At 35.4% G+C, this 25,067-nt stretch carries 24 protein-coding genes; 14 read left to right on the top strand and 10 right to left on the bottom strand.

Annotated elements, in window-relative coordinates; translation table 11 throughout:
• Positions 1 to 94: 94 nt before the first annotated feature.
• A complete protein-coding gene (ilvC, locus tag RAM17_RS04965) occupies positions 95 to 1,573 on the bottom strand; it encodes a ketol-acid reductoisomerase (protein WP_065614117.1) in 1,479 nt (492 codons plus the stop codon).
• 177 nt (positions 1,574 to 1,750) lie between these two features.
• Between ilvC and RAM17_RS04960 the strand changes: the two genes are divergently transcribed.
• From RAM17_RS04960 to fis, 5 genes are read left to right on the top strand one after another with little or no spacing between them, the layout of a single operon-like run.
• Entirely contained in the window at positions 1,751 to 1,978 is a 228-nt protein-coding gene (locus RAM17_RS04960; RefSeq protein WP_110448276.1) for a YhdT family protein, read from the top strand.
• 11 nt (positions 1,979 to 1,989) lie between these two features.
• Positions 1,990 to 3,441: a sodium/pantothenate symporter gene (gene panF, locus RAM17_RS04955; protein WP_110448277.1), complete on the top strand. Its 1,452-nt coding sequence runs from the start codon at positions 1,990 to 1,992 to the stop codon at positions 3,439 to 3,441.
• Entirely contained in the window at positions 3,416 to 4,282 is an 867-nt protein-coding gene (gene prmA, locus RAM17_RS04950; protein ID WP_110448278.1) for a 50S ribosomal protein L11 methyltransferase, read from the top strand. The genes panF and prmA overlap by 26 nt, the downstream gene beginning before the upstream one ends.
• A 35-nt stretch (positions 4,283 to 4,317) precedes the next feature.
• Entirely contained in the window at positions 4,318 to 5,316 is a 999-nt protein-coding gene (gene dusB / locus RAM17_RS04945) for a tRNA dihydrouridine synthase DusB (protein WP_306240883.1), read from the top strand.
• Between the two features lie 16 nt (positions 5,317 to 5,332).
• A complete protein-coding gene (gene fis / locus RAM17_RS04940) occupies positions 5,333 to 5,629 on the top strand; it encodes a DNA-binding transcriptional regulator Fis (protein WP_034883623.1) in 297 nt (98 codons plus the stop codon).
• Between the two features lie 92 nt (positions 5,630 to 5,721).
• Here the strand turns inward: fis and RAM17_RS04935 are convergent, their stop codons facing one another.
• The 6 genes from RAM17_RS04935 to rbsD are packed head-to-tail and all read right to left on the bottom strand — an operon-like array spanning position 5,722 to position 11,510.
• Positions 5,722 to 6,714, bottom strand: coding sequence for a substrate-binding domain-containing protein (locus RAM17_RS04935; RefSeq protein WP_110448280.1), 993 nt, complete (start codon positions 6,712 to 6,714; stop codon positions 5,722 to 5,724).
• Between the two features lie 11 nt (positions 6,715 to 6,725).
• Complete coding sequence (gene rbsK, locus RAM17_RS04930; RefSeq protein ID WP_110448281.1) at positions 6,726 to 7,655, bottom strand: ribokinase; 930 nt, start codon at positions 7,653 to 7,655, stop codon at positions 6,726 to 6,728.
• Positions 7,656 to 7,703: 48 nt separating this feature from the next.
• The gene (gene rbsB, locus RAM17_RS04925; RefSeq protein ID WP_110448282.1) at positions 7,704 to 8,579 is read right to left on the bottom strand and encodes a ribose ABC transporter substrate-binding protein RbsB; all 876 of its coding nucleotides are present in this window, start codon (positions 8,577 to 8,579) and stop codon (positions 7,704 to 7,706) included.
• Positions 8,580 to 8,610: 31 nt separating this feature from the next.
• Positions 8,611 to 9,561 (bottom strand): ribose ABC transporter permease, encoded by a 951-nt coding sequence (rbsC, locus tag RAM17_RS04920; protein WP_110448283.1) that lies wholly within the window; start codon positions 9,559 to 9,561, stop codon positions 8,611 to 8,613.
• Positions 9,548 to 11,062, bottom strand: coding sequence for a ribose ABC transporter ATP-binding protein RbsA (gene rbsA / locus RAM17_RS04915; protein WP_110448284.1), 1,515 nt, complete (start codon positions 11,060 to 11,062; stop codon positions 9,548 to 9,550). The genes rbsC and rbsA overlap by 14 nt, the downstream gene beginning before the upstream one ends.
• 28 nt (positions 11,063 to 11,090) lie before the next feature.
• The gene (gene rbsD / locus RAM17_RS04910; RefSeq protein ID WP_110448285.1) at positions 11,091 to 11,510 is read right to left on the bottom strand and encodes a D-ribose pyranase; all 420 of its coding nucleotides are present in this window, start codon (positions 11,508 to 11,510) and stop codon (positions 11,091 to 11,093) included.
• A gap of 255 nt (positions 11,511 to 11,765) precedes the next feature.
• On the opposite strand from rbsD, the gene RAM17_RS04905 reads away from it, so the two are divergent.
• Complete coding sequence (locus tag RAM17_RS04905) at positions 11,766 to 12,509, top strand: YebC/PmpR family DNA-binding transcriptional regulator (protein ID WP_110448286.1); 744 nt, start codon at positions 11,766 to 11,768, stop codon at positions 12,507 to 12,509.
• Positions 12,509 to 12,997, top strand: coding sequence for a crossover junction endodeoxyribonuclease RuvC (gene ruvC / locus RAM17_RS04900; protein WP_110448287.1), 489 nt, complete (start codon positions 12,509 to 12,511; stop codon positions 12,995 to 12,997). Before RAM17_RS04905 ends, ruvC begins: the two co-directional genes overlap by 1 nt.
• Before the next feature lie 177 nt (positions 12,998 to 13,174).
• Here the strand turns inward: ruvC and RAM17_RS04895 are convergent, their stop codons facing one another.
• Both RAM17_RS04895 and RAM17_RS04890 read right to left on the bottom strand, forming a co-directional pair.
• The gene (locus RAM17_RS04895) at positions 13,175 to 16,384 is read right to left on the bottom strand and encodes an efflux RND transporter permease subunit (protein WP_110448288.1); all 3,210 of its coding nucleotides are present in this window, start codon (positions 16,382 to 16,384) and stop codon (positions 13,175 to 13,177) included.
• 19 nt (positions 16,385 to 16,403) lie between these two features.
• Positions 16,404 to 17,600, bottom strand: a complete 1,197-nt coding sequence (locus tag RAM17_RS04890) for an efflux RND transporter periplasmic adaptor subunit (protein WP_110448289.1) — start codon at positions 17,598 to 17,600, stop codon at positions 16,404 to 16,406.
• A 378-nt stretch (positions 17,601 to 17,978) separates the two neighbouring features.
• Here RAM17_RS04890 and zipA point away from each other — a divergent pair, with 378 nt between their 5' ends.
• The 4 genes from zipA (at position 17,979) to RAM17_RS04870 (ending at position 21,934) form a co-directional block, all read left to right on the top strand.
• Positions 17,979 to 18,902 carry a cell division protein ZipA gene (gene zipA, locus RAM17_RS04885; RefSeq protein WP_110448290.1) on the top strand — a complete coding sequence of 308 codons (924 nt, stop codon included), beginning with the start codon at positions 17,979 to 17,981 and terminating at the stop codon, positions 18,900 to 18,902.
• 176 nt (positions 18,903 to 19,078) lie between these two features.
• A complete protein-coding gene (ligA, locus tag RAM17_RS04880) occupies positions 19,079 to 21,151 on the top strand; it encodes an NAD-dependent DNA ligase LigA (RefSeq protein ID WP_110448291.1) in 2,073 nt (690 codons plus the stop codon).
• Positions 21,152 to 21,220: 69 nt separating this feature from the next.
• Positions 21,221 to 21,736 carry an S-ribosylhomocysteine lyase gene (luxS, locus tag RAM17_RS04875; RefSeq protein ID WP_110448292.1) on the top strand — a complete coding sequence of 172 codons (516 nt, stop codon included), beginning with the start codon at positions 21,221 to 21,223 and terminating at the stop codon, positions 21,734 to 21,736.
• Between the two features lie 9 nt (positions 21,737 to 21,745).
• The gene (locus RAM17_RS04870) at positions 21,746 to 21,934 is read left to right on the top strand and encodes a 2-hydroxymuconate tautomerase (RefSeq protein WP_034901609.1); all 189 of its coding nucleotides are present in this window, start codon (positions 21,746 to 21,748) and stop codon (positions 21,932 to 21,934) included.
• A 127-nt stretch (positions 21,935 to 22,061) separates the two neighbouring features.
• Here RAM17_RS04870 and ribA read toward each other — a convergent pair whose 3' ends face one another.
• On the bottom strand, positions 22,062 to 22,667 hold the full coding sequence (gene ribA, locus RAM17_RS04865; protein ID WP_110448293.1) for a GTP cyclohydrolase II: 606 nt from the start codon (positions 22,665 to 22,667) through the stop codon (positions 22,062 to 22,064).
• 101 nt (positions 22,668 to 22,768) lie between these two features.
• On the opposite strand from ribA, the gene RAM17_RS04860 reads away from it, so the two are divergent.
• From RAM17_RS04860 to lapB, 3 genes are all read left to right on the top strand, one after another.
• Positions 22,769 to 23,488, top strand: a complete 720-nt coding sequence (locus RAM17_RS04860) for a phosphatase PAP2 family protein (protein WP_110448294.1) — start codon at positions 22,769 to 22,771, stop codon at positions 23,486 to 23,488.
• 77 nt (positions 23,489 to 23,565) lie between these two features.
• Positions 23,566 to 23,871, top strand: coding sequence for a LapA family protein (locus tag RAM17_RS04855; RefSeq protein WP_198199171.1), 306 nt, complete (start codon positions 23,566 to 23,568; stop codon positions 23,869 to 23,871).
• Positions 23,872 to 23,882: 11 nt separating this feature from the next.
• A complete protein-coding gene (gene lapB, locus RAM17_RS04850; RefSeq protein ID WP_110448296.1) occupies positions 23,883 to 25,061 on the top strand; it encodes a lipopolysaccharide assembly protein LapB in 1,179 nt (392 codons plus the stop codon).
• Positions 25,062 to 25,067: the final 6 nt, after the last annotated feature.

The raw sequence follows: 25,067 nt of genomic DNA, 5'->3' as shown, positions 1-25,067 counted from the left end.
TAATGAAAATAGCATGTATATATAATTATAAATAACAAATTTTTAGCATAAAAAAAGGTGCTATTTAGCACCTTTTTATAATCAGTTAATAGAATTAACTTGCAACATTAATACGTTTCATATCAGTCATATAGCTACGAAGTTTACGTCCAATAACTTCGATTGGATGATGACGAATAGCTTCATTAACATCACGTAGTTGTGCGTTATCAACACTTCCTTCAGGGATTGCTTTCCCTAAATCACCAGCTTGTAACATTGGCATAAATTTCTCTTTTAATAATGGTACAGCAGCATTAGCAAATAAATAGTTACCATATTCAGCTGTATCTGAAATAACAACATTCATTTCATACAGACGTTTACGGGCAATAGTATTTGCGATAAGTGGTAATTCGTGTAATGATTCATAATAAGCTGATTCAGGTAAAATTCCAGACTCAAGCATGGTTTCAAATGCTAGTTCAACACCAGCTTTAACCATAGCAACCATTACAACTCCTTGATCGAAATAAGCTTGTTCATCAATCTTACCTTGGTATTCTGCCGCTTTTTCAAATGCAGTTTCACCTGTTTCTTTACGCCATTTCAATAAGTTAACATCATCGTTAGCCCAATCTTTCATCATAGTAGATGAAAACTCACCAGAAATAATGTCATCCATATGTTTACGATAAAGATCAGTCATGATCACTTTTAATTCTTTAGCTAACGCATTAGCGCGTAACTTAGCTGGATTTGATAAACGATCCATCATTAAGGTAATACCACCTTGTTTTAATGCTTCAGTGATCGTTTCCCAACCAAATTGTAATAATTTACACGCATATGCTGGATCTACGCCATCAGCAACCAATTTATCAAAGCAAAGTAATGATCCAGTTTGTAACATACCACATAAAATAGTTTGTTCACCCATTAGATCTGATTTAACTTCAGCAACAAAAGAAGATTGTAACACACCGGCACGATGACCACCTGTTGCTGCCGCCCATGCTTTAGCAATTGCTAGACCTTCACCTTTCGGATCGTTTTCTGGATGTACAGCGATCAAGGTTGGTACACCAAATCCACGTTTATATTCTTCACGAACTTCTGTTCCTGGACATTTTGGCGCAACCATAACGACAGTAATATCTGGTCGGATTTTTTCACCAACTTCAACGATATTAAAACCATGTGAGTAACCTAATGCCGCATCTTTTTTCATTAATGGTTGTACTGCTTGTACCACAGCAGAATGTTGTTTATCTGGAGTAAGGTTGATAACCAAATCAGCTGTTGGGATTAATTCTTCATAAGTTCCTACTTTAAAACCATTCTCAGTAGCTTTTTTCCATGATGCTCTTTTTTCATCAATAGCTTCTTTACGTAATGCATAAGCAATATCTAAACCAGAATCACGCATATTTAGCCCTTGGTTAAGACCTTGTGCACCACAACCTACGATGACAATTTTTTTACCTTTTAAAAAATTAGCTTCTGATGCAAATTCATCGCGCGCCATAAAACGACATTGACCTAATTGTTCTAATTTTTCGCGTAAATTTAGTGTATTAAAATAATTTGACATTATTCTCTCCATGAGTTGAATTTCTGATAATTAAGTTGTATGCACTATACCGTAAAAGCATAATTGCGGAAATTGATATATTTAGAATATTATGTTGCATAAATTGCAATATACTTGCTAAGTTAACTACTTTCTTTTACTCTAAGCCACCCCAGATAACTTAACCATTTATTTATTATGGATACTCGTTACAAGCAAGCTAATAAAGAAGCAAAACTTTCATTGCTACTGACTATCATTTACTTCGCTGCATGGGTAATTACTGCTTATATTGTCAAAAATCAAACCGGATTTTTGGGTTTACCATTATGGTTTGAACTATCCTGTATATTTGTACCATTGGGTTTTATCTTGTTGTGTTTTGTTATAGTAAAAAAACAATTTAAAAATATTTCACTAGAATAGGTCATTAAACCGTGCAATTAGATATTATTCTTCCTCTTGTTATTTATCTTATATTTGTATTTGCATTATCAATTTATGCATATGCAAAACGAAAAAAAGTAAACCAATTTACTGATTATTTTATTGGTAATCGGACTATGGGCGGTTTTTTACTGGCAATGACTTTAGCTGCAACTTATATTAGTGCCAGTTCTTTTATCGGTGGTCCAGGTGCTGCTTATAAATATGGTCTCGGTTGGGTTCTGTTGTCGATGATTCAAGTTCCTACCGTATTATTATCACTTGGTATTCTTGGCAAAAAATTCGCAATTTTAGCGCGTAAATACAATGCAATAACGCTAAGTGATATGCTCTATTCTCATTATAAAAGCAAACTAATTGTATGTTTTGCCAGTATTGCGCTTATTGCGGCTTTTATTGGTGCTATGACCGTACAATTTGTCGGTGGAGCCCGATTACTACAATCATCTGTAGGTATTCCCTATGATATAGGATTACTTATTTTTGGTATTGGTACCGTAATTTACACAGCTTTTGGCGGATTTAGAGCCAGCATATTAAATGATGCATTTCAAGGGTTGGTAATGATGATTGGCGCCATTTTGTTATTAGTTGCCATTATTTATGCTGGCGGTGGCATTACAAATATAGTTGATCGTTTAAATCAGATCGATCCTGCTTTATTAACACCTCAAGGCCCTGACAATTTTATGGACTTTCCATTTATGGCATCATTCTGGGTTTTAGTCTGTTTTGGAGTTGTTGGTTTACCTCATACCGCTGTTCGTTGTATGGCTTATAAAGATAGTAAGGCTGTTCATCAAGGCATTATTATTGGTACTGCTGTTGTGACAGTCATCATGTTAACAATGCATCTATCTGGCGCACTTGGAAGAGCAATAATAAGTGATTTAATTATTCCAGACCAAATTGTACCAACATTAATTATAAAGGTTTTACCTCCTTTAGCCGCAGGAATTTTTTTGGCAGCACCATTATCAGCAATTATGTCCACCATTAATGCACAATTATTACAAGTTTCATCTGTAATTATTAAAGACCTGTTCTTAACGATGAGACCAAATACTAAATTTAGTGATAAAATGCTTACTCGCATATCAATTATCATCACCTTTATTTTTGGTGGTTTATTAATTGTCGCTGCATGGAACCCACCAGAAATGATCATATGGCTTAATTTATTAGCTTTTGGTGGACTTGAAGCAGTATTCTTATGGCCTCTAGTACTAGGATTATATTGGAAAAAAGCTAATTCAACAGGTGCTTTTTGCTCGATGTTTGCTGGTGCTATAAGCTACACATTACTTGCTGTTTATAACATTAAAATTTATGCTTTCCATCCAATAGTGCCATCATTACTTATTGGATTAGTTATATTTATTATTGCCAATCATTTTGGCCAGACGGGAAAATATTATGCCTTGGATTCAACTCAGAATTAACACAACTAGTGATTTAGCTGAAAGTATTAGCGAACAATTAGAAGAATCAGGGGCAGTGTCAGTCACTTTTCAAGATACTTTTGATAACCCTGTTTTTGAACCTTTACCTGGTGAAACAAAACTTTGGGGGAATACCGATGTTGTCGGATTATATGATGCTGAAACAGATATTGACGAGTTAAAATCAATTTTAAATCTTGAGCAATATTCTTATAAAATCGAACAATTGGAAGATAAAGACTGGGAACGAGAATGGATGGATAATTTCCATCCAATGCAATTTGGTAAACGATTGTGGATTTGCCCTAGCTGGCGTGAAATACCCGATCCTAATGCGGTTAATGTAATGTTGGATCCGGGTTTAGCTTTCGGTACAGGTACTCATCCTACGACGGCTTTATGTTTAACTTGGCTAGATAGTCTCGATCTTAATAACAAAATTGTGATCGATTATGGATGTGGTTCAGGTATTTTAGCCATTGCTGCGTTAAAATTAGGTGCAGCAAGAGTTATAGGCATTGATATTGATCCTCAAGCGATCCAAGCAAGTCATGACAATGCTGAACGTAACAAAGTAAGTGAAAAGATTGAGCTTTATTTAGCAAAAGATATTCCTAATAATTTACAAGCTGATGTGGTAGTAGCTAACATTTTGGCGGGCCCGTTGAAAGAACTTAAACCCCAGATTAGTAAATTAGTAAAGCCATCAGGAGAACTTGGACTATCTGGAATTTTGGCTAATCAATCGCAAAGCGTATGTGAAGCATATCAAACTGAGTTTGTCCTTGATCCGGTTATTGAACAGGATGAATGGTGCCGTATAACCGGTAAAAAATTATAAAAAATTAACATTACCCCTTTTAACTTCGAGAAAAAATGCGTAATATAGCCGGCCTTAATTCGCTTAGTATCGGCAAGGTCAATTTAAAAAATAATCTGATTGCTGCTCCAATGGCAGGAATCAGTGATAAACCGTTTCGGAATTTATGTCACCGCTTTGGTGCTGGAATGACTGTCTCTGAAATGTTTTTAGCAAATTCTGATGTTTGGCATACTGATAAATCAGCATTAAGAATGATTTCAAATGATGATGTCGGTATACGTGCAGTTCAAATAGTTGGCTCAGACCCCGACGAAATGGCGAGAGCGGCTGAATTTAACGTCAAACATGGAGCTCAGTTAATTGACATCAATATGGGGTGTCCGGCTAAAAAGGTGAATAAAAAATTAGCTGGCTCTGCTTTAATGCAGTATCCAGAGCTAATAAAAACTATTTTGCAGAAAGTTGTTGGTGCTGTTGATGTACCAGTAACATTAAAAACTCGGACTGGATGGGATAAAAATAATAGAAATTGCATTGAAATCGCACAAATTGCGCAGGATTGTGGCATAAAGGCCATTACTATTCATGGGCGAAGTCGTGCATGCTTATTCAATGGAAAGGCTGAATATGAATCCATTAAAGCAGTTAAAGAAAAGGTAACTATTCCGGTAATTGCAAATGGTGATATTTGTACCCCAGAACAAGCAAAAGATGTTTTTAAATATACGCAAGCTGATGGTATAATGATCGGCCGAGCGGCACAAGGGCGACCTTGGATATTTGAAGAAATTGCATTCTATTTAACACACGGACAGTTAAAGAAAAATAAGTCAATTGATGAAGTTGAGCAAATAGTGTTAACACACCTTGAAGAACTTTATCAATTCTATGGAGAATACAAAGGATTACGGATTGCCAGAAAGCATGTAAATTGGTATACCAAGAACTATGCTGACAGCAATCAATTCAGGCGCTTATTTAGTGTACTTAGCAATTCATGTGAGCAAGTAAAAACACTAAAAGCATTTTTTAGTCAAATTAGAAACAAATAAAAGAGTTAAATATACTATGTCAGAACAACGCGTTACAGCTGCAGCACTTAAATTTACAACTGTAAACTCACAAGACCAAATAACACAAAAACCTTTGCGAGATTCGGTAAAACAAGCTTTAAAAAACTATTTATCACAATTAAATGGTGAAGATCCTACTGATCTATATGAATTAGTGTTAGCTGAAGTTGAACACCCATTCCTTGATATGGTTATGCAATATACTCGTGGCAATCAAACTCGAGCAGCAAATATGCTTGGTATCAACCGTGGTACTCTACGCAAAAAATTAAAACAATATGGAATGAGTTAGTCTAAATCTCTAAAACCATATTATAGGATTATTTAAAAGCGTCTTCTTTGGAGGACGCTTTTTTTGTTCTCAATATATCAATTAGATGTTATTTACGCTGAAAAACGTTTAATTAATGTAGGAGTTAAAGTCAATATTTGTCGCGACTCTTGAGGATTTTGAATACGATTTAGTAAAGTTTCGACTGCTAACTGGCCTAATTCTTCTTTTGGTTGATGGATAGTTGTCAAAGAAGGAGTCATGTATTGCGCAATTTCAATATCATCATAACCAATAATAGCGATATCTTTGCCAACTTCAAGACCATTTCGATATAGAGTTTGGTAAGCACCAATTGCCATGGCATCATTAAAACAAAATACCGCTTCCGGCGGAATCGGTAAATCTAATAATTGCTGCATAGCAATCACGCCAGATGAAAAGTGAAAATCCCCTTGTACTTCATAGCCGTCAAGTATGGTTATATTAGCGGCTTGCAGAGCATTTCTAAAGCCTTTTAAACGCAATTGAGATTGGTTATTATTCAATGGCCCAGTAATACAAGCAATCTTTTTATAATTTTGTTCAATGAGATAATTGGTAGCTAAAGTAGCACCATATAAAGAATGATCCTTTATAATATCATAAAGAGCACTAAATGGTGTCCGGTCCACCATAACTATGGCAAGTTTAGGATATTTAGTGAATATCTGTTGTGGGATTGGCTGAGTTTCAGTACACATTGTTAGTAAACCATCAACACGTTTTTGTAATAAATGTTCAATATTAATTAACATTCGTTGCTGGTCACCTTCGGTATGACATAATATTAAATTATACCCCAGCCTATAACAACATCTCTCAACGCCCTGCACGACTTCTGAAAAGAAGGGGTTATTACTTGCTGTTACTACCATACCAATAGTAAATGTTTTATTACTTTTTAAACTTCGAGCAATGGCTGAAGGTGTATAATTTAATTGTTTGATTGCCAATTCAACTTTTTTGCGAATAGTTGGACTAACATAACGGTCATTATTAATGACATGAGAGACAGTTGATGTCGATACTTTCGCAAAATTTGCGATATCCTTCATAGTTGCCAAGTCGAAACTACCTATTTACTTTGTTGTTCAAGAAACTCTTCTACTTCATTTCGAGATGGTACTGCTGTTTGAGCTCCCGGTTTCGTAACTGATAATGCACCAGCTGCATGGGCATATTTAATCGCTTGTTCTAAAGTTTTACCTTCTAACAACGCGGTAACTAACATACCATTGAAAGTATCACCTGCACCAATAGTATCAATTGCTTTGACTTTAAATCCAGCAATGATTGCCCCTTGTTGTGCAGAACTTACCCAGGCACCTTTACAGCCTAAAGTAATAATAACCGTTTCGATACCTTTTTTATGTAAAAAGGTCGCAGCTTGCTCGGCATCTTTTTCCGTTAAAACTTTAATACCTGTTAAGTATTCAGCTTCAGTTTCATTAGGGGTAATAATATCAATGTGTTTAAGTAAATCATCTGATAATTTTTGTGCTGGAGCCGGATTTAAAATAACTTGAGTCTGATGTTGTTTAGCCAATTTTGCTGCTTGTTCAATTGTTGCCAACGGTGTTTCCAATTGCATTAAAATAGCATCAGCATTGATAATATCTTCTTTATATTTAAGTAAATATTCTGTAGTAACTTGTGCATTTGCACCAGCATGGATAGCAATTTGATTTTCACCTTGTGCATTAACTAAAATCAAAGCTACCCCAGTATTTTGCCCTTCAATACAAGCTACTGAACAAGTATTAATATTATCATTGTTAAGCTGCTGTTTAATTTTGTTACCTAGTTCATCATTTCCGACAGCAGCAATAAATTGAATATTTGCACCCAATCGACCTGCTGCAACAGCTTGGTTTGCCCCCTTACCACCGAAAGAAATTTTATAGTTTGATCCTGATAATGTTTCACCCGGTTTAGGAAACTTAGGAACATTTAAAATATGATCAACATTAACACTACCTAAGACAATCAATTTTTTACGTTTCATTTATCTAATTCCTAATTAAATAGGACGTTTATCACGTCCTATACTAATCTATTTACTAATTAATTTTAACTCCACAGGAATACTCGGACTGACTTTTTCACCTTTTATAACTTTATCAGCGATTTCGACCCCAATTGCGCCAATTTTATCGGGTTGTTGTGCCACAGTTGCAGCTAATTTACCGCGTTCTACAGATTTGATACCATCATCAGTACCATCGAATCCAACGATCAAAATGTCAGTTCGACCAGCGGTTTGAATCGCTCGCATTGCACCTAATGCCATTTCATCATTTTCTGCAAATACAGCTTGAACAGTGGGATAAGCCGTTAATAAATTTTGCATAACATTCATACCTTTAGCTCTATCAAAATCCGCAGGCTGTGCCGTTAAAATGGTAAAATTATTTTCTTGTTGTGACTGATTAAATCCTTCACCTCTTTCACGTGAAGCCGAAGTACCTACAATTCCTTGTAGTTGAATGACTTTTGCCTGTTTACCTAACTTATTAACAATAAAATCACCAGCCATTTTACCGCCAGCAACATTGTCTGATGCTATATGGCTAACTACCTCACCTTTCACTGAACCACGGTCAAGGGTTATAACAGGAATATTTGCTTTGTTAGCCGCTAGAACAGCGTTACCAACTGCTTCCGAATCTGTCGGATTAATTAAAATAATCTTTGTTCCTTTAACAATTGTATCTTCAACATTTGCTAACTCTTTGGCGGGATTATTTTGGGAATCTAACACTACTAAATCGTAACCTAGTTCATTAGCTTTTTTTACGGCTCCCTCTTTTAAAGTAACAAAAAATGGATTGTTTAGCGTGGATATTATTAAAGCAATATTCTCTTTTGCCGAAGCTTGAAAGACAAATAAAAAACTTATTAATACAGCAATGTACTTATTTAATCTCATAACTTTCTCCTAGCTACTTTTATTAAAAAAATTACTTATTAGTTTTTTTATCAACTAAAACCGCAAGTAATATGACGCCACCTTTGACTATCATTTGATAATACGCATCGACCCCTAACATATTTAAGCCATTATTCAAAAAACCTAGAATTAACGCACCGATTAGGGTCCCAATAATTTTACCGCGCCCTCCTGACATACTTGTGCCGCCAAGAACAACAGCAGCAATTGCATCCATCTCGTAACCAGTTCCTGCTGTAGGTTGAGCTGAGGACAATCTTGAAACCTCAATTGTACTGGCAACAGCACACAGTAAACCACTCATCGCATAAACAATAATTTTTACCTTATCAACATTGATACCTGATAATTGTGTTGCTGATTCGTTACCGCCAAGGGCATAAATATAGCGACCTAAACGCGTATATTTCAACAAATACCATGCCGCGGCAAACACAACCAACATAATGATAATTGGTACTGGAATACCGAATACTCGACCAAATGCGATCCATTCAAACATTTCGGAATTATCATTAGTACCAATAGAAATTGGACTTCCTTTTGTATATACCAGTGTTGCACCACGTAAGATTAACATCATCACTAATGTTGCAATAAAAGCTTGAAGCTTTCCTTTCGCGATAATGACTCCAGAAAAGGCCCCTAATATTGCACTTAAAATTAAAGCAGCACATATAGCAATAAAAGGGGAAATGTCGGCACCAATCATCGATGCGGTCACAGCGCCCGCTAGTGCAAATATCGAGCCAACTGTAAGATCAATACCGGATGTTAGAATGACTAAGGTCATTCCAACCGCAATAATGGCGTTAATTGAGGTTTGCTGCAAAATATTAAAAATATTATTTAACGTGAAAAAGTTATCACTTAAACATGAAACGATTAAGATTAATACCAGTAACGTTATTAATGACTTCTGCTCAACTAATACATTTTTGAGCGTTTTATTTTGCAGCATCAGATTTCTCCTGTGTTTTTCCTACGGCAGCGGCCATAAGTTTTTCTTGTGTTGCTTCATTAATAGTAAAATTTCCGGTTACTTTTCCTTCATGAATAACTAAAATACGATCACTCATGCCAAGAATTTCGGGCATGTCGGACGAAACTAAGATAACACTTAATCCTTGTTGTTTGAATTGATTGATCAGTTGATAAATTTCCTTTTTAGCGCCAACATCAACACCTCTGGTTGGTTCATCCAAAATTAATATGCTTGGGCGTGTCATTAATCCTTTAGCAATAGCAACTTTTTGTTGATTACCACCTGATAATAAACCTATAGTTTGATTAATTGATGGGGTTTTAATATTGAATAGTCCCACATAATCATCAACCGCTCGTCGTTCATTTTTTAGTTTTAACTGTTTAAATTGATTAACAAAATAACCAAGGGAGTTGAGTGACATATTATCTTTCACTGACATGCCTAAAATTAATCCATCTCTTTTGCGGTCTTCAGAGATATAAACAATGCCGTTCATTAAACCATCTTTTGGCGAACGTGTTTTAATGGCTTTGCCATTTAAAGTTATTGTTCCTGATTTAGCGGGATTTGCGCCATAAATCATCTTCATCAACTCGGTTCGTCCAGCCCCCATAAGACCAGAGATGCCTAATATTTCTCCTTCATGAAGAGAAAAACTAACATCATTCACACCATCACCAATAAGGTGGTTAACCTGTAACGTGATATTTCCTTTTTCCATTTCGATGCGTGGATATTGTTCTTCAAGCTTACGACCCACCATCATCTCAATTAAACTATCTTCATCCAATTGCGTGATCTTCTTTTCACCCACAAATTGACCATCACGTAATACAGTCACTGCATCGCAAATTTGAAAGATTTCTTTTAGACGATGAGAGATATAGACAATGCCACAATTTTGTTTTTTGAGTTTATTAATGACTTCAAATAATGAAGCGGTTTCTGTATCGGTGAGAGCATCGGTTGGTTCATCCATAATGATAACTTTAGAATCAAAACTTAGCACTTTGGCAATTTCAACCATTTGCTGTTCACCAATCGACAAATCACTAATCAATCTTCGACTGTTATAATTCAAATGCAATTGCGCTAATAATTTATCGGCTTCAGCATAGGTTTTTTGCCAATCAATACAACCGAATTTATTGGTAAATTCTCGACCTAAAAAGATATTTTCGGCGATGGATAATTGCGGTATTAAATTCAATTCTTGATGAATTATACCTATTCCGGCTAATTGCGAAGCTTTGGGACCATTGAAGTTAACTTTACTACCTTGATAAATAATTTCACCAGAATCTTTTTTATATATTCCTGTGAGTACTTTCATTAATGTAGATTTACCCGCGCCATTTTCGCCGATTAAGGCCATAACTTGACCAGCTTTAACAGTCAGATTAGCGCCTGAAAGCGCTTTAACACCGGGAAAAGATTTAGATATATCAGTAAGCTGTAATAAAATATCACTCATAAAATTCCCATTATTTTAATTGTTGTTTTTAAAAAATTACTCCCGACTGTAGAATAATATTCGCGTAAGGTGAACATTCACCAGTCCTAATTACCGCTTTGCATTCGCTGGTTTGCTGTTTTAACATTTCGTGAGTGACATATTCTATATCAATTATATTTTGTTGTGATTCCTCAATTTGTTTAATCTGAGCTAATATTTTTTTATTTATCTCTGGATTATGTTCAAGGATCTCTTCTGCCAGAAGAACTTTTTCAATTTGCATAGATTCAGTTACAGTTTCCAAAACTTGCATAAAAGATGGCACGCCAGAAGTCAACGCCAGATCTATTCTTTCAACATTTTCAGGGATGGGTAAACCTGCATCACCAATAGCAATTTGATCGGTATGTCCCATTTTGGCTAAAGTTTGAACTATTACTGAATTGAACAACTTACTTTTATACATAATGCAATCCTAAGAATAATAATGAAATTGTTTATCGAAACGTTTCGATGAAGGCATGATTTATCAAAATCAAAGATATAATGAATTAAAATTAAATGAGTTGCAATGAATAAAATATGTATATTTGATACGAATCTACATAATTATTCATTATTAAAATGACATGAACCAATGAAAAAATAGATTGATAATGAACTTTAGTTAAAAGTTTGTTAAAATGATGCGATTTTTAAATTATTTAATCTGGAGAACTCTATGGCAGGTCATAGTAAATGGGCCAATACCAAACACCGCAAAGCAGCTCAAGATGCTAAGCGCGGTAAAATCTTTACCAAAATTATTCGCGAACTTGTAACGGCAGCCAAAATTGGTGGTGGCGATCCAGCGTCTAACCCTCGTCTACGTGCTGCTATGGACAAAGCATTATCTAATAACATGACTCGAGATACCATGAATCGAGCTGTTGCTCGTGGTGTCGGTGGTGAAGATGATACTAATATGGAAACTATCATCTATGAAGGTTATGGACCTGCAGGTACTGCAGTAATGGTTGAATGCTTAAGTGATAACCGAAACCGTACTGTATCTGAAGTTCGTCACGCTTTCACTAAAACTGGCGGTAATCTAGGTACTGACGGCTCAGTATCTTATTTATTTACTAAAAAAGGTGTGATCTCTTATCCTGCAGGCACTGATGAAGATCAAGTAATGGATGCGGCACTTGAAGCTGGTGCTGATGATGTGGTTACTTATGATGATGGTGCAATTGATGTATTTACTACACCTGAATCATTCGGTGAAGTTAAAGATGCACTCGATGCTGCTGGTTTAGTGGCTGAATCCGCTGAAGTTTCAATGATTCCAGCAACCAAAGTTGATCTTGATATTGAGTCTGCACCAAAATTACTACGTCTTATCGATATGCTTGAAGATTGTGATGATGTTCAAGAGGTTTATCATAACGGAGAAGTGTCAGACGAAGTTGCTGCAACACTCTAATGACTATTATTCTGGGTATTGACCCAGGCTCTCGTTTGACGGGTTATGGCGTAATTCGTCAAACGGGACGACAACTCACCTATCTTGGCAGTGGCTGTATTCGCACTGCTGTCGATGACTTACCCACACGTTTGAAACGTGTCTATGCAGGAGTAAGCGAAATCATTCTTCAATTTCAACCGAACATGTTTGCTATTGAACAAGTCTTTATGGCACGTAATGCCGATTCTGCTTTAAAATTGGGTCAAGCACGAGGCTCTGCAATTGTCGCAGCAGTCAATCATGATTTACCCGTTTTTGAATATGCTGCACGCTTGGTCAAACAAAGTGTAGTTGGCACTGGAGCTGCCGACAAAAAACAAGTTCAACATATGGTTAGACTACTATTAAAATTACCTGCAAGTCCTCAAGCAGATGCGGCAGATGCACTAGCTATAGCAATTACCCATGCCCATATGAGTCAACAATTAATCAAATCACGTAAATAATCTAATACTATTCCATATTAACGCCCTGCGTTTATAACTTAAAAACCCCTTTGCTCAACTTTTATTCAACTGTATGAAAACTGTTAAACAAAATATCGAATAGGTAATCTATTAAAAGTTAGATAAAAAAAGCACCAATATTATTGGTGCTTTAAATTGATATTAATTATTCATTAACTATTTCTCTGTTTTACCAGTATAGTTAGCAGGCAACACCACTTTATTCTTATGTTTAGTGAATAATTTCGTTATAAACAAGAAGAATAACGGAACATAGAATATCGCTAAGAACGTCGCCGTTAACATACCTCCAATAACCCCAGTACCTACCGCATTCTGACTTACAGAACCGGCACCGCTACTGGTAGCCAGTGGATAAACACCGAGGATAAAGGCAAATGAAGTCATTAAAATTGGGCGTAAGCGTAAGCGACACGCTTCTAATGTTGCATCAATTAATGACTTACCTTCTTTTTCAAGCGCATCTTTAGCAAATTCTACGATCAGAATAGCATTCTTAGCCGATAGACCCATTGTTGTTAATAGACCAACGATAAAGTAGATATCATTATCAAGGCCTCTAAACATAGTTGCATATACAGTACCAATAATACCTAATGGGATAACGAATAAGATAGAAATAGGTACAGTCCAACTTTCATATAATGCAGCTAACGATAGGAACACTACGATAAGTGAGATAATATAAAGTGTTGTCGTTTGTGAACCTGTTTGACGTTCTTGGTAAGAAATATCTGTCCAATCATACGAGAAACCTTTCGGTAAGTTTTTAGATAGTTCTTCCATTATTGCCATAGCTTGTCCTGAACTCATACCTGGTGCAGCAGCTCCACTGACACCCATGGCTGCAACGCCATCATAACGAACTAGAGATGGCGAACCATAACTCTTAGTTGTAGTGGCAAATGCATCATAAGGAACCATTTCACCTTTTTGATTTTTAACATGCCAAAAGCTGAAATCATCAGGTAACATTCGATAAGCCGAATCTGATTGTAAATAGACTTTTTTAACCCGATTGTTATAAACAAAGTCATCAATATAAGCTGAACCCAATGCTGTTGAAAGTACGGTATTTACGCTACTTACTGCAACACCAAGTGCTTGAGCAGTTTCAAAATCAACATTAATCTTATATTGTGGAACATCTAGCATACTACCTGGACGAACTTGTTGTAGATTAGGATTCTGTGCAGCTTGCCCCAATAATTGGAAAAATGCCCCCATTAGTGCCTCATGGCCAAGTCCAGCGGTATCTTTTAACATGTAAGAAAAACCATTTGCCATACCAAGTGATGGTACAGCCGGTACATTCGTAATAATGACCCGACCTTCAGTAATAGTAGAAGCGAATCCCCAACCACTACCAACTAATGCATCAACTTTTTGATCCGGGCGTTTACGTTCATCCCAATCTTTTAATCGAATAAAGCCAAGTCCCATGTTTTGTCCACGACCAACCATGCTAAAACCTGCAACTGTAAAAATCTCTCTGACTGAATCAGCTTTTTCATTCATATAAAATTGAGAGGTTTTGTTCAATACACCCATGGTTTGTTCTAATGTCGCACCGGGTGGTAACTCAACCATTACAATCAACACCCCCTGATCTTCATTTGGTAAGAAACCAGTTGGTAAACGGTTAAAGCCAAATACTAAGCCAACAACTATCAAGACATAGCAAACAAATGAAATCAGTGGATAACGAATAAACTTAATTACCCCTTTTTCATAGGCATATAAACTTTTGTTATACAAATTATTGAACTTATTGAAAAACCATTTAGTTCCAATTGAAAGCCACGTAAACGGAGGTATGGTTTGTAATTTTTCGCCTAATGTTGTTATCTTAACTTTATTTTTCGATGGTGCTTTTAAAATTTGTGCGCAAAGTGCTGGCGTTAATACAATTGCCATCAATACTGATAAAGCCATTGACGTTACAATTGTGATTGAAAATTGACGATATATCCCCCCTGCAGCACCACCATAAAATGCCATTGGTACGAATACGGCGGATAATACCACAGCAATACCCACTAATGCCGAAGTAATTTGTTCCATCGATTTAACCGTTGCATCATAAGGCGAAAGGCCTTCGTCATGCATAATACGTTCAACGTTTTCAATTACTACGATGGCATCATCGACCAGAAGACCGATGGCCAGCACCATAGCAAACATAGATAACGTATTAATGGTAAATCCAAATATATATAAAACTGCAAAGGTACCTAACAATACTACTGGTACGGTAATAGTTGGAATAAGTGTAGAACGCAGATTTTGTAAAAAGACATACATAACGATAACAACCAATATGATTGCTTCAATTAATGTATGCACAACGTTATTAATCGATAATTTAACAAACGGAGTTGTATCATAAGGATAGGCAAATTTGATATCTTCAGGAAAAATCTGTGATAATTCTTGAATTTTTTGGTCAACTTTTGCTGATGTATCGAGTTGGTTTGCTCCTGTCGCCAAATAAATACCTAAACCAGCTGATGGTTTACCGTCATAACGTGAAAGAAAGTTATAATCAGCAGCACCAATTTCAACATTGGCAACATCTTTTAATAAGATGTTTGAGCCATCTGTGTTAACACGTACTAAAATATTTTGAAATTGCTCAGGTGTTTTTAACCGTGATTGAGCTGTAATAGTTGCATTGAGCTCTTGACCTTCAGTTGCTGGTAAAGCACCTAATTGCCCTGCAGTAACCTGCGCATTTTGTGCTTGAATAGCAGCAATAATTTCTTCAATAGATAAATTAAAATAATTTAGTTTATTAGGATCTAACCAAATACGCATTGCATATTCAGAACCAAATAATTGAGTATCACCGACACCTTGTACACGACGTATCTGATCTTGTACTGTTGAATAAATAAAGTCAGCGATATCTGCTTGTGTTTTTTGAGGATTGGTAGAATAGAAACCAATAACTTTTAAGAAGTTGGTATTATTTTTAGCAACCGATACCCCATTTTTTTGCACGCTTTCTGGCAAACGAGATTTAATACTTTCTACTTTATTTAAGACCTGTACTTGCGCAAAATCAGGGCTAGTGCCGGGAGCAAAAGTCAGAGTGGTTTGTACAACCCCTTGAGCACTACTGGTTGATTTCATATAAATCAAATTATCCAAACCAGTCAAGTTTTGCTCAATCAATTGGGTAACTGTATTCTCAATAGTTTGAGCATCAGCCCCTGGATAAACAGCAGAAACCGTAACAGCTGGTGGTGCGATATCAGGATACTGTTCAACAGCGAGTAGCTTAATACATAAAGCACCGCCCAGCATCATCATGATAGCAATTACCCATGCAAAAACAGGTCTATCAATAAAAAACTTAGCCATAATTAACTCTACCCCTGTTTTATTTCACGCTGCTTTTGATGATATTGTCTAATTGCTCTTGAGAAAGAGTAGCTGGCTTATCTACTACTTGAGCCTTCATTGGTTGCCCCCTTTCTACTGCGGTTAAATTAAGTAAACCAGTAGTAATCACTTGTTCACCAACATCAATGCCACTGGTAACAACCCAATAACCACTGATGCCAGTATAAACTTTAATATCTTGACGATATTCAACTGTATTATCTGGTTTTAAAATCTTAGCTGTATATTGACCTTTTTGGTTACTAGTAATACCTTGCTGAGGAACTAGTACTGCATTTTTGATAGTACCTAATGTCAATTGTGGTTTTACAAACATCCCCGGTAAAATTTTACCTTCAGCATTTGAAAATTGTGATCGCAAAGTAACTGTTCCAGTCGTTTCATTAACCGTCATATCTGAAAATTTAATATTTCCAGATAGAGCATATTTTGATCCATCATTAAAAAACAATTCAACATTATCGCCTTGAGCTGGTTCATAAATTATATTTTCATCTTGAAGATATTTATTATAACGAGTTGCAGCTTCAGTCATATCAACATAAATTGGATCAAGTTGCTGTACCAAAGCTAATGGAGCAGCTTGCCCTGCTGACACTAATGCCCCCTCCGTGACACTTGATTTACCAATATACCCATCAATTGGCGAGTATACTTTCGTGTAGTCCAAATTAACTTTGGCTGCGTGCTCTGCTGCTTGAGCAACTAAAACACTTGCCTCAGCTTGTTTGGCATCGGCAGCCGCTTTATCATATTCTTGCTGACTGATAGATTTAGTATTCAAAAGTCCAGCATAACGCTTTAAGGTTAGTTGAGCTATATTAGCGTTAGCTTTCGCACTAGCTACACTGGCCACCGCACTATCATAATTCGCTTGATAAATGGCTGGGTCAATTTGATAAAGTGATTGACCAGCTTTAACATTTGAACTTTCTTCAAATTCTCGATTTAGTACAATCCCACTAACCTGTGGTCGGATTTCAGCGATCTGGGAAGCAACGACCCGTCCAGGTAAGTTTATTTTTAGAGTATAGTCTAAAGGTTCAACTTTAAAAACAGTTACCTTTGGTAATTGGCCAGCACCATCTTGTGATTGATTATTATCACAACTTGTTAATAACAATAGACTAGTTAATGCCGCTGGCAGAGTAAGTAATAGCTTATTAAATCTCATATAAAAAAGACCTCGGTAACTTAATAATTATTTTTTAAATAAAAACAATGAATATTATTCAAAAGTGATCGGAGATTTTACAAAAAATATGCATAGATTGTAAGAGTCTTAACGCCTTAATAGCACAGAGTTCTAAAAATTATCTGACTTATTAGCCTTAAAAGCAAATTAATAAAAAAATTCTATTGATAATTATGATTATTGCTAGAAATAAAGTAATATAGACTAATAGTTTTTTTGCGCTGTAATAAGTGAGTATGGATTTAACTTAAATGTAAAAAGTAAAAAAATTTCGTTGTGGTATTTTTTAATCCTTTTTTTTCAATTATATTATTGAATAATTTGAATCTATATTTAATTTAATTCTGAGTGGGTATTATGGATAATTTACGTACTGTTCTAATTGTAGTGGCATCCTTGGTCATCATTGCATTATTAATTCATGGGCTTTGGATCAATAAGAAAGAACGTTCTTCTTTATTTAAGTTAGGCAAAAAAGATAAATTCACAACAAATACTCAGCAATATGAAGACATCTATAATGATGAAGATGATGTGATTTTACTCACGCCAAAAAGCAAAACAAATCAGGACGATGCTAATATTTCTATTAATAAAGCACTAGTAGTAGAAGAAGAACAACTACCCCTTCAAGTTGATCTATTTTCAGATGATGACGAACAACAACCAAAAATCGAAACTAAGGTTTCTAATGAGTCGACTCACGATGTTCAACAGGATATCTTTACTGATGAGCCAATTAAAGAAACGCCTGAAATCGAAAAATCAACCAACACTAATGAGGATATAAAAACAGATGCTCCTCAACCTGAAGAAAAACTCGAAAAACAAGACAAACTAACGATAGACGATAGTGAAGAAAGCAAAACTGAAATTATTGTATTAAATGTTACTGGCTTAAATGGCAAGGAATTACAAGGTGATATGCTATTAGCTAGCATCATGCAATCAGGATTTCAATTTGGTGATATGCGTATTTTTCATCGCCATGTTGACCCAGCAGGTAATGGGCCGATATTATTTAGTTTAGCAAATATGATTAGTCCGGGGCATCTAGATCCCGAAACTATGCACGAATTTACAACACCAGGTGTATCAATTTTTATGGTTGCACCAACCCATGGAAACAATCAACAAAATTTCAAATTAATGCTACAAACAGCACAACGTATTGCCGATGATGTTAATGGTGTCGTTTTGGATGATGAACATCATATGATGACACCTCAAAAAATCGATAGTTATAAAGAACGCATAAAAAAAGCTTGTAATGAAATTTAAGCTAGCTATTTAAAATTCCTCATTTTTGCTGCTATTCCACTAAAAAATTAGTGGAATAGTCTGACTTATATTAGATAATTGACTATATTTAGTAAAATCTGTTGTTCTAAATACAGTTAAATACTATTTTAGTAATAAGCTTAAAAACCTTCTTGATAAATTAAGAGTTTAAAATCATGCCACAATCAAATTTAACTGAACATTCAGTAGCGCCATCTAGCTCTAACCAAGATGTAATAACACAGATCTCGACTTTACGTGATCTGATAAGACATCATGAATACTGTTATTATGTGTTAGATGCTCCCGAAATACCCGATGTGGAATATGATAAATTAATTAAACAGCTGCAAAATCTGGAGCTGACTCATCCTGAACTTATTACCCCTGACTCACCAACCCAACGTGTTGGAGGAGCACCATTATCACAGTTTTCGTCGATCAGACATCAATTACCTATGTTATCATTGGATAATGTTTTTGATGAATCGAGTTTTATCGCTTTTAATAAAAGAATAAAAGATCGCTTAGAGCTTGATGAAGAGCAAGCCGTTGAATACTGTTGCGAGTTAAAACTTGATGGATTGGCGGTAAGTCTGTTATATGAAAATGGCCAATTAATTCAAGCTGCTACACGAGGAGATGGAACGACTGGTGAAGATATTACAGCCAACGTTCGAACAATAAAAACTATTCCACTCGTATTGCAGGGTGAGAATATTCCGTCTCGCCTAGAAGTTCGAGGTGAAGTTTTTATGACGCATAAAGGTTTTGCTAAATTAAATGCAGAAGCTGAAAAACGTAACGAAAAAATATTTGCTAACCCTCGTAATGCTGCTGCCGGTTCATTAAGACAGTTAGATCCTAAAATCACGGCTAAAAGACCACTTACTTTTTTCTGTTATGGCGTTGGTATTAATGAAGGAGCAGATTTACCCAATACTCACTATGCAAGACTAATGCAATTTAAAGCTTGGGGCCTACCAGTAAGTGACAAAGTTCAAATTCGCCATGGTGCACAAGAAGCACTAGATTATTTTAAGCAAATTGGTGATCAAAGAATGTCATTAGACTTTGATATCGATGGTGTTGTAATCAAAGTCAATAGCATTGCTGAACAAGAACAACTTGGTTTCGTTGCTCGTGCACCTCGTTGGGCTACTGCATTCAAATTTCCAGCACAAGAAGAAGTAACAAAGTTAAATAAAGTTGACTTTCAAGTCGGGCGTACTGGTGCGATAACGCCAGTAGCCAGATTAGAGCCAGTATCAGTTGCTGGGGTAATTGTCAGCAATGCCACACTGCATAACAGCGATGAAATCATCCGGTTAGGTATTCGTGAGGGTGATTATGTCACCGTTCGTCGAGCTGGCGATGTTATTCCACAAATTGTCGCAGTAATTAAAGATCGAAGACCTGCTGATACTAAAGAAATTATTTTTCCAACTCACTGCCCGATTTGTGGTTCAATCATTGTCCGTGATGAAGGGCAAGCGATATCTCGTTGCGCAGGGGGATTAATTTGTCAAGCACAACGCAAAGAAGCTTTAAAACATTTTGTTTCTCGTCGAGCGATGAATGTCGAAGGTTTAGGCGATAAAATAATTGAACAATTAGTTGATAAAGAATATGTCGAAACACCAGCAGATCTTTATAAACTCACAGTGCCAATTTTATGTTCATTAGATAAAGTTGGCGAAAAACTAGCCAATAATTTATTGGGCGCATTAGATAAATCTAAAAATACAAGTTTGAATCGATTTATTTTTGCGCTTGGTATTCCGAATGTTGGTGAAGTCACTGCGGAAAATTTAGTTAATCAATTAGGAAATTTAACCGCAATTGAAAACGCATCTTTGGAACAATTACAATCGGTAAATGATATTGGCGCTGTTATTGCAGAAAGTATTATCGACTTCTTTCAAGAACCTCATAACCGCACAGTAATTGATCAGTTAATTAGTGAGGAAATTGGTATACACTGGCCAGATGTTGAAATACAACTGCTAACAACTGACTCACCATTTTCTGACAAAACCGTCGTGTTAACAGGAACTTTATCAATATTAACACGTGACGAAGCAAAAGCTAAATTAAAACAACTTGGTGCTAAAGTAACAGGTAGTGTTTCAAAAAAAACCGACTTTGTAATTGCTGGAGAAGCAGCTGGTTCAAAATTAACCAAAGCTCAAGAACTTGGAATAAAAGTGATTGATGAACAAGAATTGATAAACTTATTAAATCAATGAATATAAAATAGTGGAGTATATTAAGCTAATCAAGCAAAATGGCTTAATCCCAAATTCAAGGAGAAAATTATGCCTTTATTAGACAGTTTTAAAGTTGACCATACCAAAATGAAAGCGCCTTTTGTACGAATAGCCAAAACCATGGTAACCCCAAAAGGCGATGATATTACGGTATTTGATCTTCGCTTTACCATTCCTAATAAAGCACTATTACCTGAAAAAGGTATTCATACCTTAGAGCATTTATTTGCAGGCTTTATGCGTGACCATTTAAACAGTGATAAAGTTGAAATCATTGATATCTCACCAATGGGTTGCCGAACTGGTTTTTATATGAGTTTAATTGGCAAACCAGAAGAATCTTCAGTTGTTAATGCTTGGTTGCAAGCTATGCATGATGTTATGAATGTAAAATCTCAATCAGAAATTCCTGAATTGAATGAATATCAATGCGGAACCTATACCATGCACTCTTTAGATGAAGCCAAAGCGATTGCTGAAAAAATTATCCAAACTGGAATTGGAATATGCCATAATCAAGACATCGCATTAACCGATGAACAACTAGCCTCCATTAATAATTAGGAAATATTTATGCCAAATGTAGTGATTGATTTTTTAGAAGGACGCACCATTGAACAAAAACGTGAAATGGCAAAACGGGTAACTGATGCCATTGTTGAAACGCTTAACTGTAAACCTGAAGCGGTACAAATTATTATGCATGAAGTCTCAAAAGATCAAATTGCTAATGGTGGCGTACTAAGATGTGACAAAGATTAATAAATTTTTTATTAACAGATAAAAATTAACCTCAAAACTACTGATAGATTTTGAGGTTAAACGATTAAAGAATAATAATAACTAAATCAAAAAAACGATAACTCCTTAAAACTCACCTTTTAAAGTGTTAGTGATTACAGTGGTGTAAATGTAATAAATGCCCCAATTTATTAGCTTTAGTCGCTAAATAATGCTCGTTGCTCGGGTTTTCGCCTACTTCCAAAGGTACTCTTTCAGTAACATTAATACCTGCTTGCTCAAGAACTTTTATCTTTTCTGGATTATTCGTTAATAATCTAACTTGAGAAACATTTAATAACCTTAGCATATCAGCACACAAAGTAAAATCACGCTCATCAGCAGCGAAACCTAATTGCTCATTTGCTTCAACCGTATCTAACCCCTGATCTTGAAGCGCATAAGCCCTAATTTTATTTAGCAAACCGATATTACGCCCTTCTTGACGATGATAAATCAAGACACCTTTACCCTCTTTAGCTATCTGCTTCAATGCAGCTTCTAATTGAAAACCACAATCACAACGTAAACTAAATAATGCATCGCCCGTCAAACATTCTGAATGAACGCGTGTTAATATGGATGAATGATCATTAATGTCACCAAACACTAATGCGACATGATCCTTACCTGTTGCAATTTCTTCAAAACCAACAATAGTAAAACATCCCCAAGGGGTTGGTAGTTTAGCTTGTGCAACATGTTTTAATTGCATTATTATCTCCAAGTTTCGTCACAACATGATTAAGATTTTTTAAAAATAAATCGTATTTCCATGTTAAAATAAATAAATTTTTATGCTTAATTGAGTTTTAAATGGGGTTAGTAATAAAAAAAACAATAGTGCCATTGATCTTATTTCTGATTATACCTTTATCTGTTATAACCGTAAATTGGCAGTGGCAACCAACGTCAATAAATAATACATCTAAATATTTATTTTGGGTAACTGAAACTGCTAGTTTTCCGTGGGCAATAATAACATCTGGACTGTTTTTTTTACTCTTTTACCTAAAACTAGTTAATAAAAATAAAAAAACATTATTACTATTATGGCTAGTTTTAGTCAGTGCTATGTTAGGTGGTCAAATTATTAAAAGCATAATCAAACAACAAACTGCTGAAGCCAGACCTTATGTGATATGGTTAGATAAAGAGTTTAATCTTAATCAACAGCAATTTTATTCACAAGCAAGAGCAGAACGTAAAGCTAATATTGAAAAATTGTTAGCCAATTCAACCATTATTCCTAGATGGCTATCTAATCATTGGCAGAATGAAACAGGTTATGCTTTTCCTTCTGGGCACACCTTATTTGCAGTAACTTGGGCTTTATTAGCCATAATACTACTAAGTTTTAAACGACATTTTTTTATTGTATCAATCATTACTATTTGGTCATTGCTCATTGAAACGAGTCGGCTATTACTAGGCATGCATTCTGCTTATGATTTAATATTAGGGATATTGCTTGCTTGGTTAATTTCACTTATCTGCTGTTTTTATGTTAAAAAATGGCATATAGTAATGGAATAACACTAGGAAAAAGAATAGTTTTAAAGAAAAGAATTAGATTAAATCAATATTTTTAATAAAATAATAAGGTTAGCATTATGAAATTAGTAATATCAATTTTATTGATAATTCTTATTTTCGCCATTTCGATAACAATAGGTTCAGCTAATAATCAAATAGTGACTTTTAACTATTTAATTGCTAAAACTGAAGTCAGATTATCAGTATTATTGGCAATATTATTTGGCTCAGGTTTTTTAGTTGGTTGGATATTAACTGGAATATATTTCTTAAAATCTAAATTCCAACATTCATCGACTAAACGTAAATTAAATAAATTGCAAAAAAAATATGATGAAGACATATCAAATCATCAAAAAATGAATTTAACCAATACCAATTAAAATAGGTAATTATGTTTGAATTGTTATTTCTGTTACTGCCAATAGCCGCTGCCTATGGCTGGTATATGGGTGACAGGAATGCCAAACAAAAATATTTAAATCAATCGAATCGATTATCTCGAGAATACGTAGATGGTCTAAATTTTCTTTTGTCTAATCAAAAAGATAAAGCGGTTGACATCTTCCTTGATCTACTTAAAGAGGATGAAGGTACTCTCGAAGCGCATCTAACATTAGGAAACTTGTTCCGTTCGAGAGGCGAAGTTGATCGAGCAATACGTATTCATCAAGCATTAATGGAAAGTTCATCATTATCATTCGATCAACGATTATTGGCAATTCAGCAACTCGGCCGAGACTACATGGTTGCAGGCCTTTATGATCGTGCTGAAGAGATGTTTTTACAATTAGTTGATGAAGAAGACTTCCAGCAACATGCTCTACAACAATTACTTATTATTTATCAATCTACAAGTGAGTGGATCAATGCAATAAATACCGCATCTAGACTAGTGAAACTTGGCAATGAAAAATATAAAATCGAAATCGCCCAATTTTATTGTGAACTAGCCGTACTCGCTATATCTAATGATGATTTAGATCAAGCATACAACCTATTAAAGAAATCCGCGACAGCCGATGCTAACTGTGCTCGCACGTCATTAATGCTTGGACGAGTATTCATGGTCCAAGACAAAACCGAACAAGCAATTGAATCTTTTCAACAAATAATAAACCAAGACAAGGCTTTTATTGGCGAAGCATTGCCACTATTAAAAGCATGTTATGAAAAAATAAATCAGCCACAACTATTAAAACAGTTTTTAGAAATTTGTGTCAAACAGGACACTGGTAATGTAGCCGAACTAATGCTTGCCGATATTGTTGAAAAGAACAACGGATTAGATGCCGCCCAATATTACCTTTATCGTGAACTATTAAAACACCCAAATCTTAAAGGATTCTACCGTTTAATGGATTACCATGTGGCAGATGCTGAACAAGGAAAGGCTAAAGAAAGTCTACTACTACTTCGAAATATGGTAGGCGAACAAATAAAATCAGTTCCTAATTACCGGTGTCAAAAATGTGGATTTACCGTTAATACTCTCTATTGGTTGTGCCCAAGTTGTCGCTCATGGTCAACCATAAAACCTGTTCGTGATTTCGAACATCATTCAAATAATTAAAAGAGC

Source organism: Gilliamella apis, from assembly GCF_030758615.1.
Lineage (GTDB): Bacteria > Pseudomonadota > Gammaproteobacteria > Enterobacterales > Orbaceae > Gilliamella > Gilliamella apis_A.
Note: the sequence above shows the minus strand (reverse complement) of the source record. Positions and strands in the feature narration are given on the sequence as shown.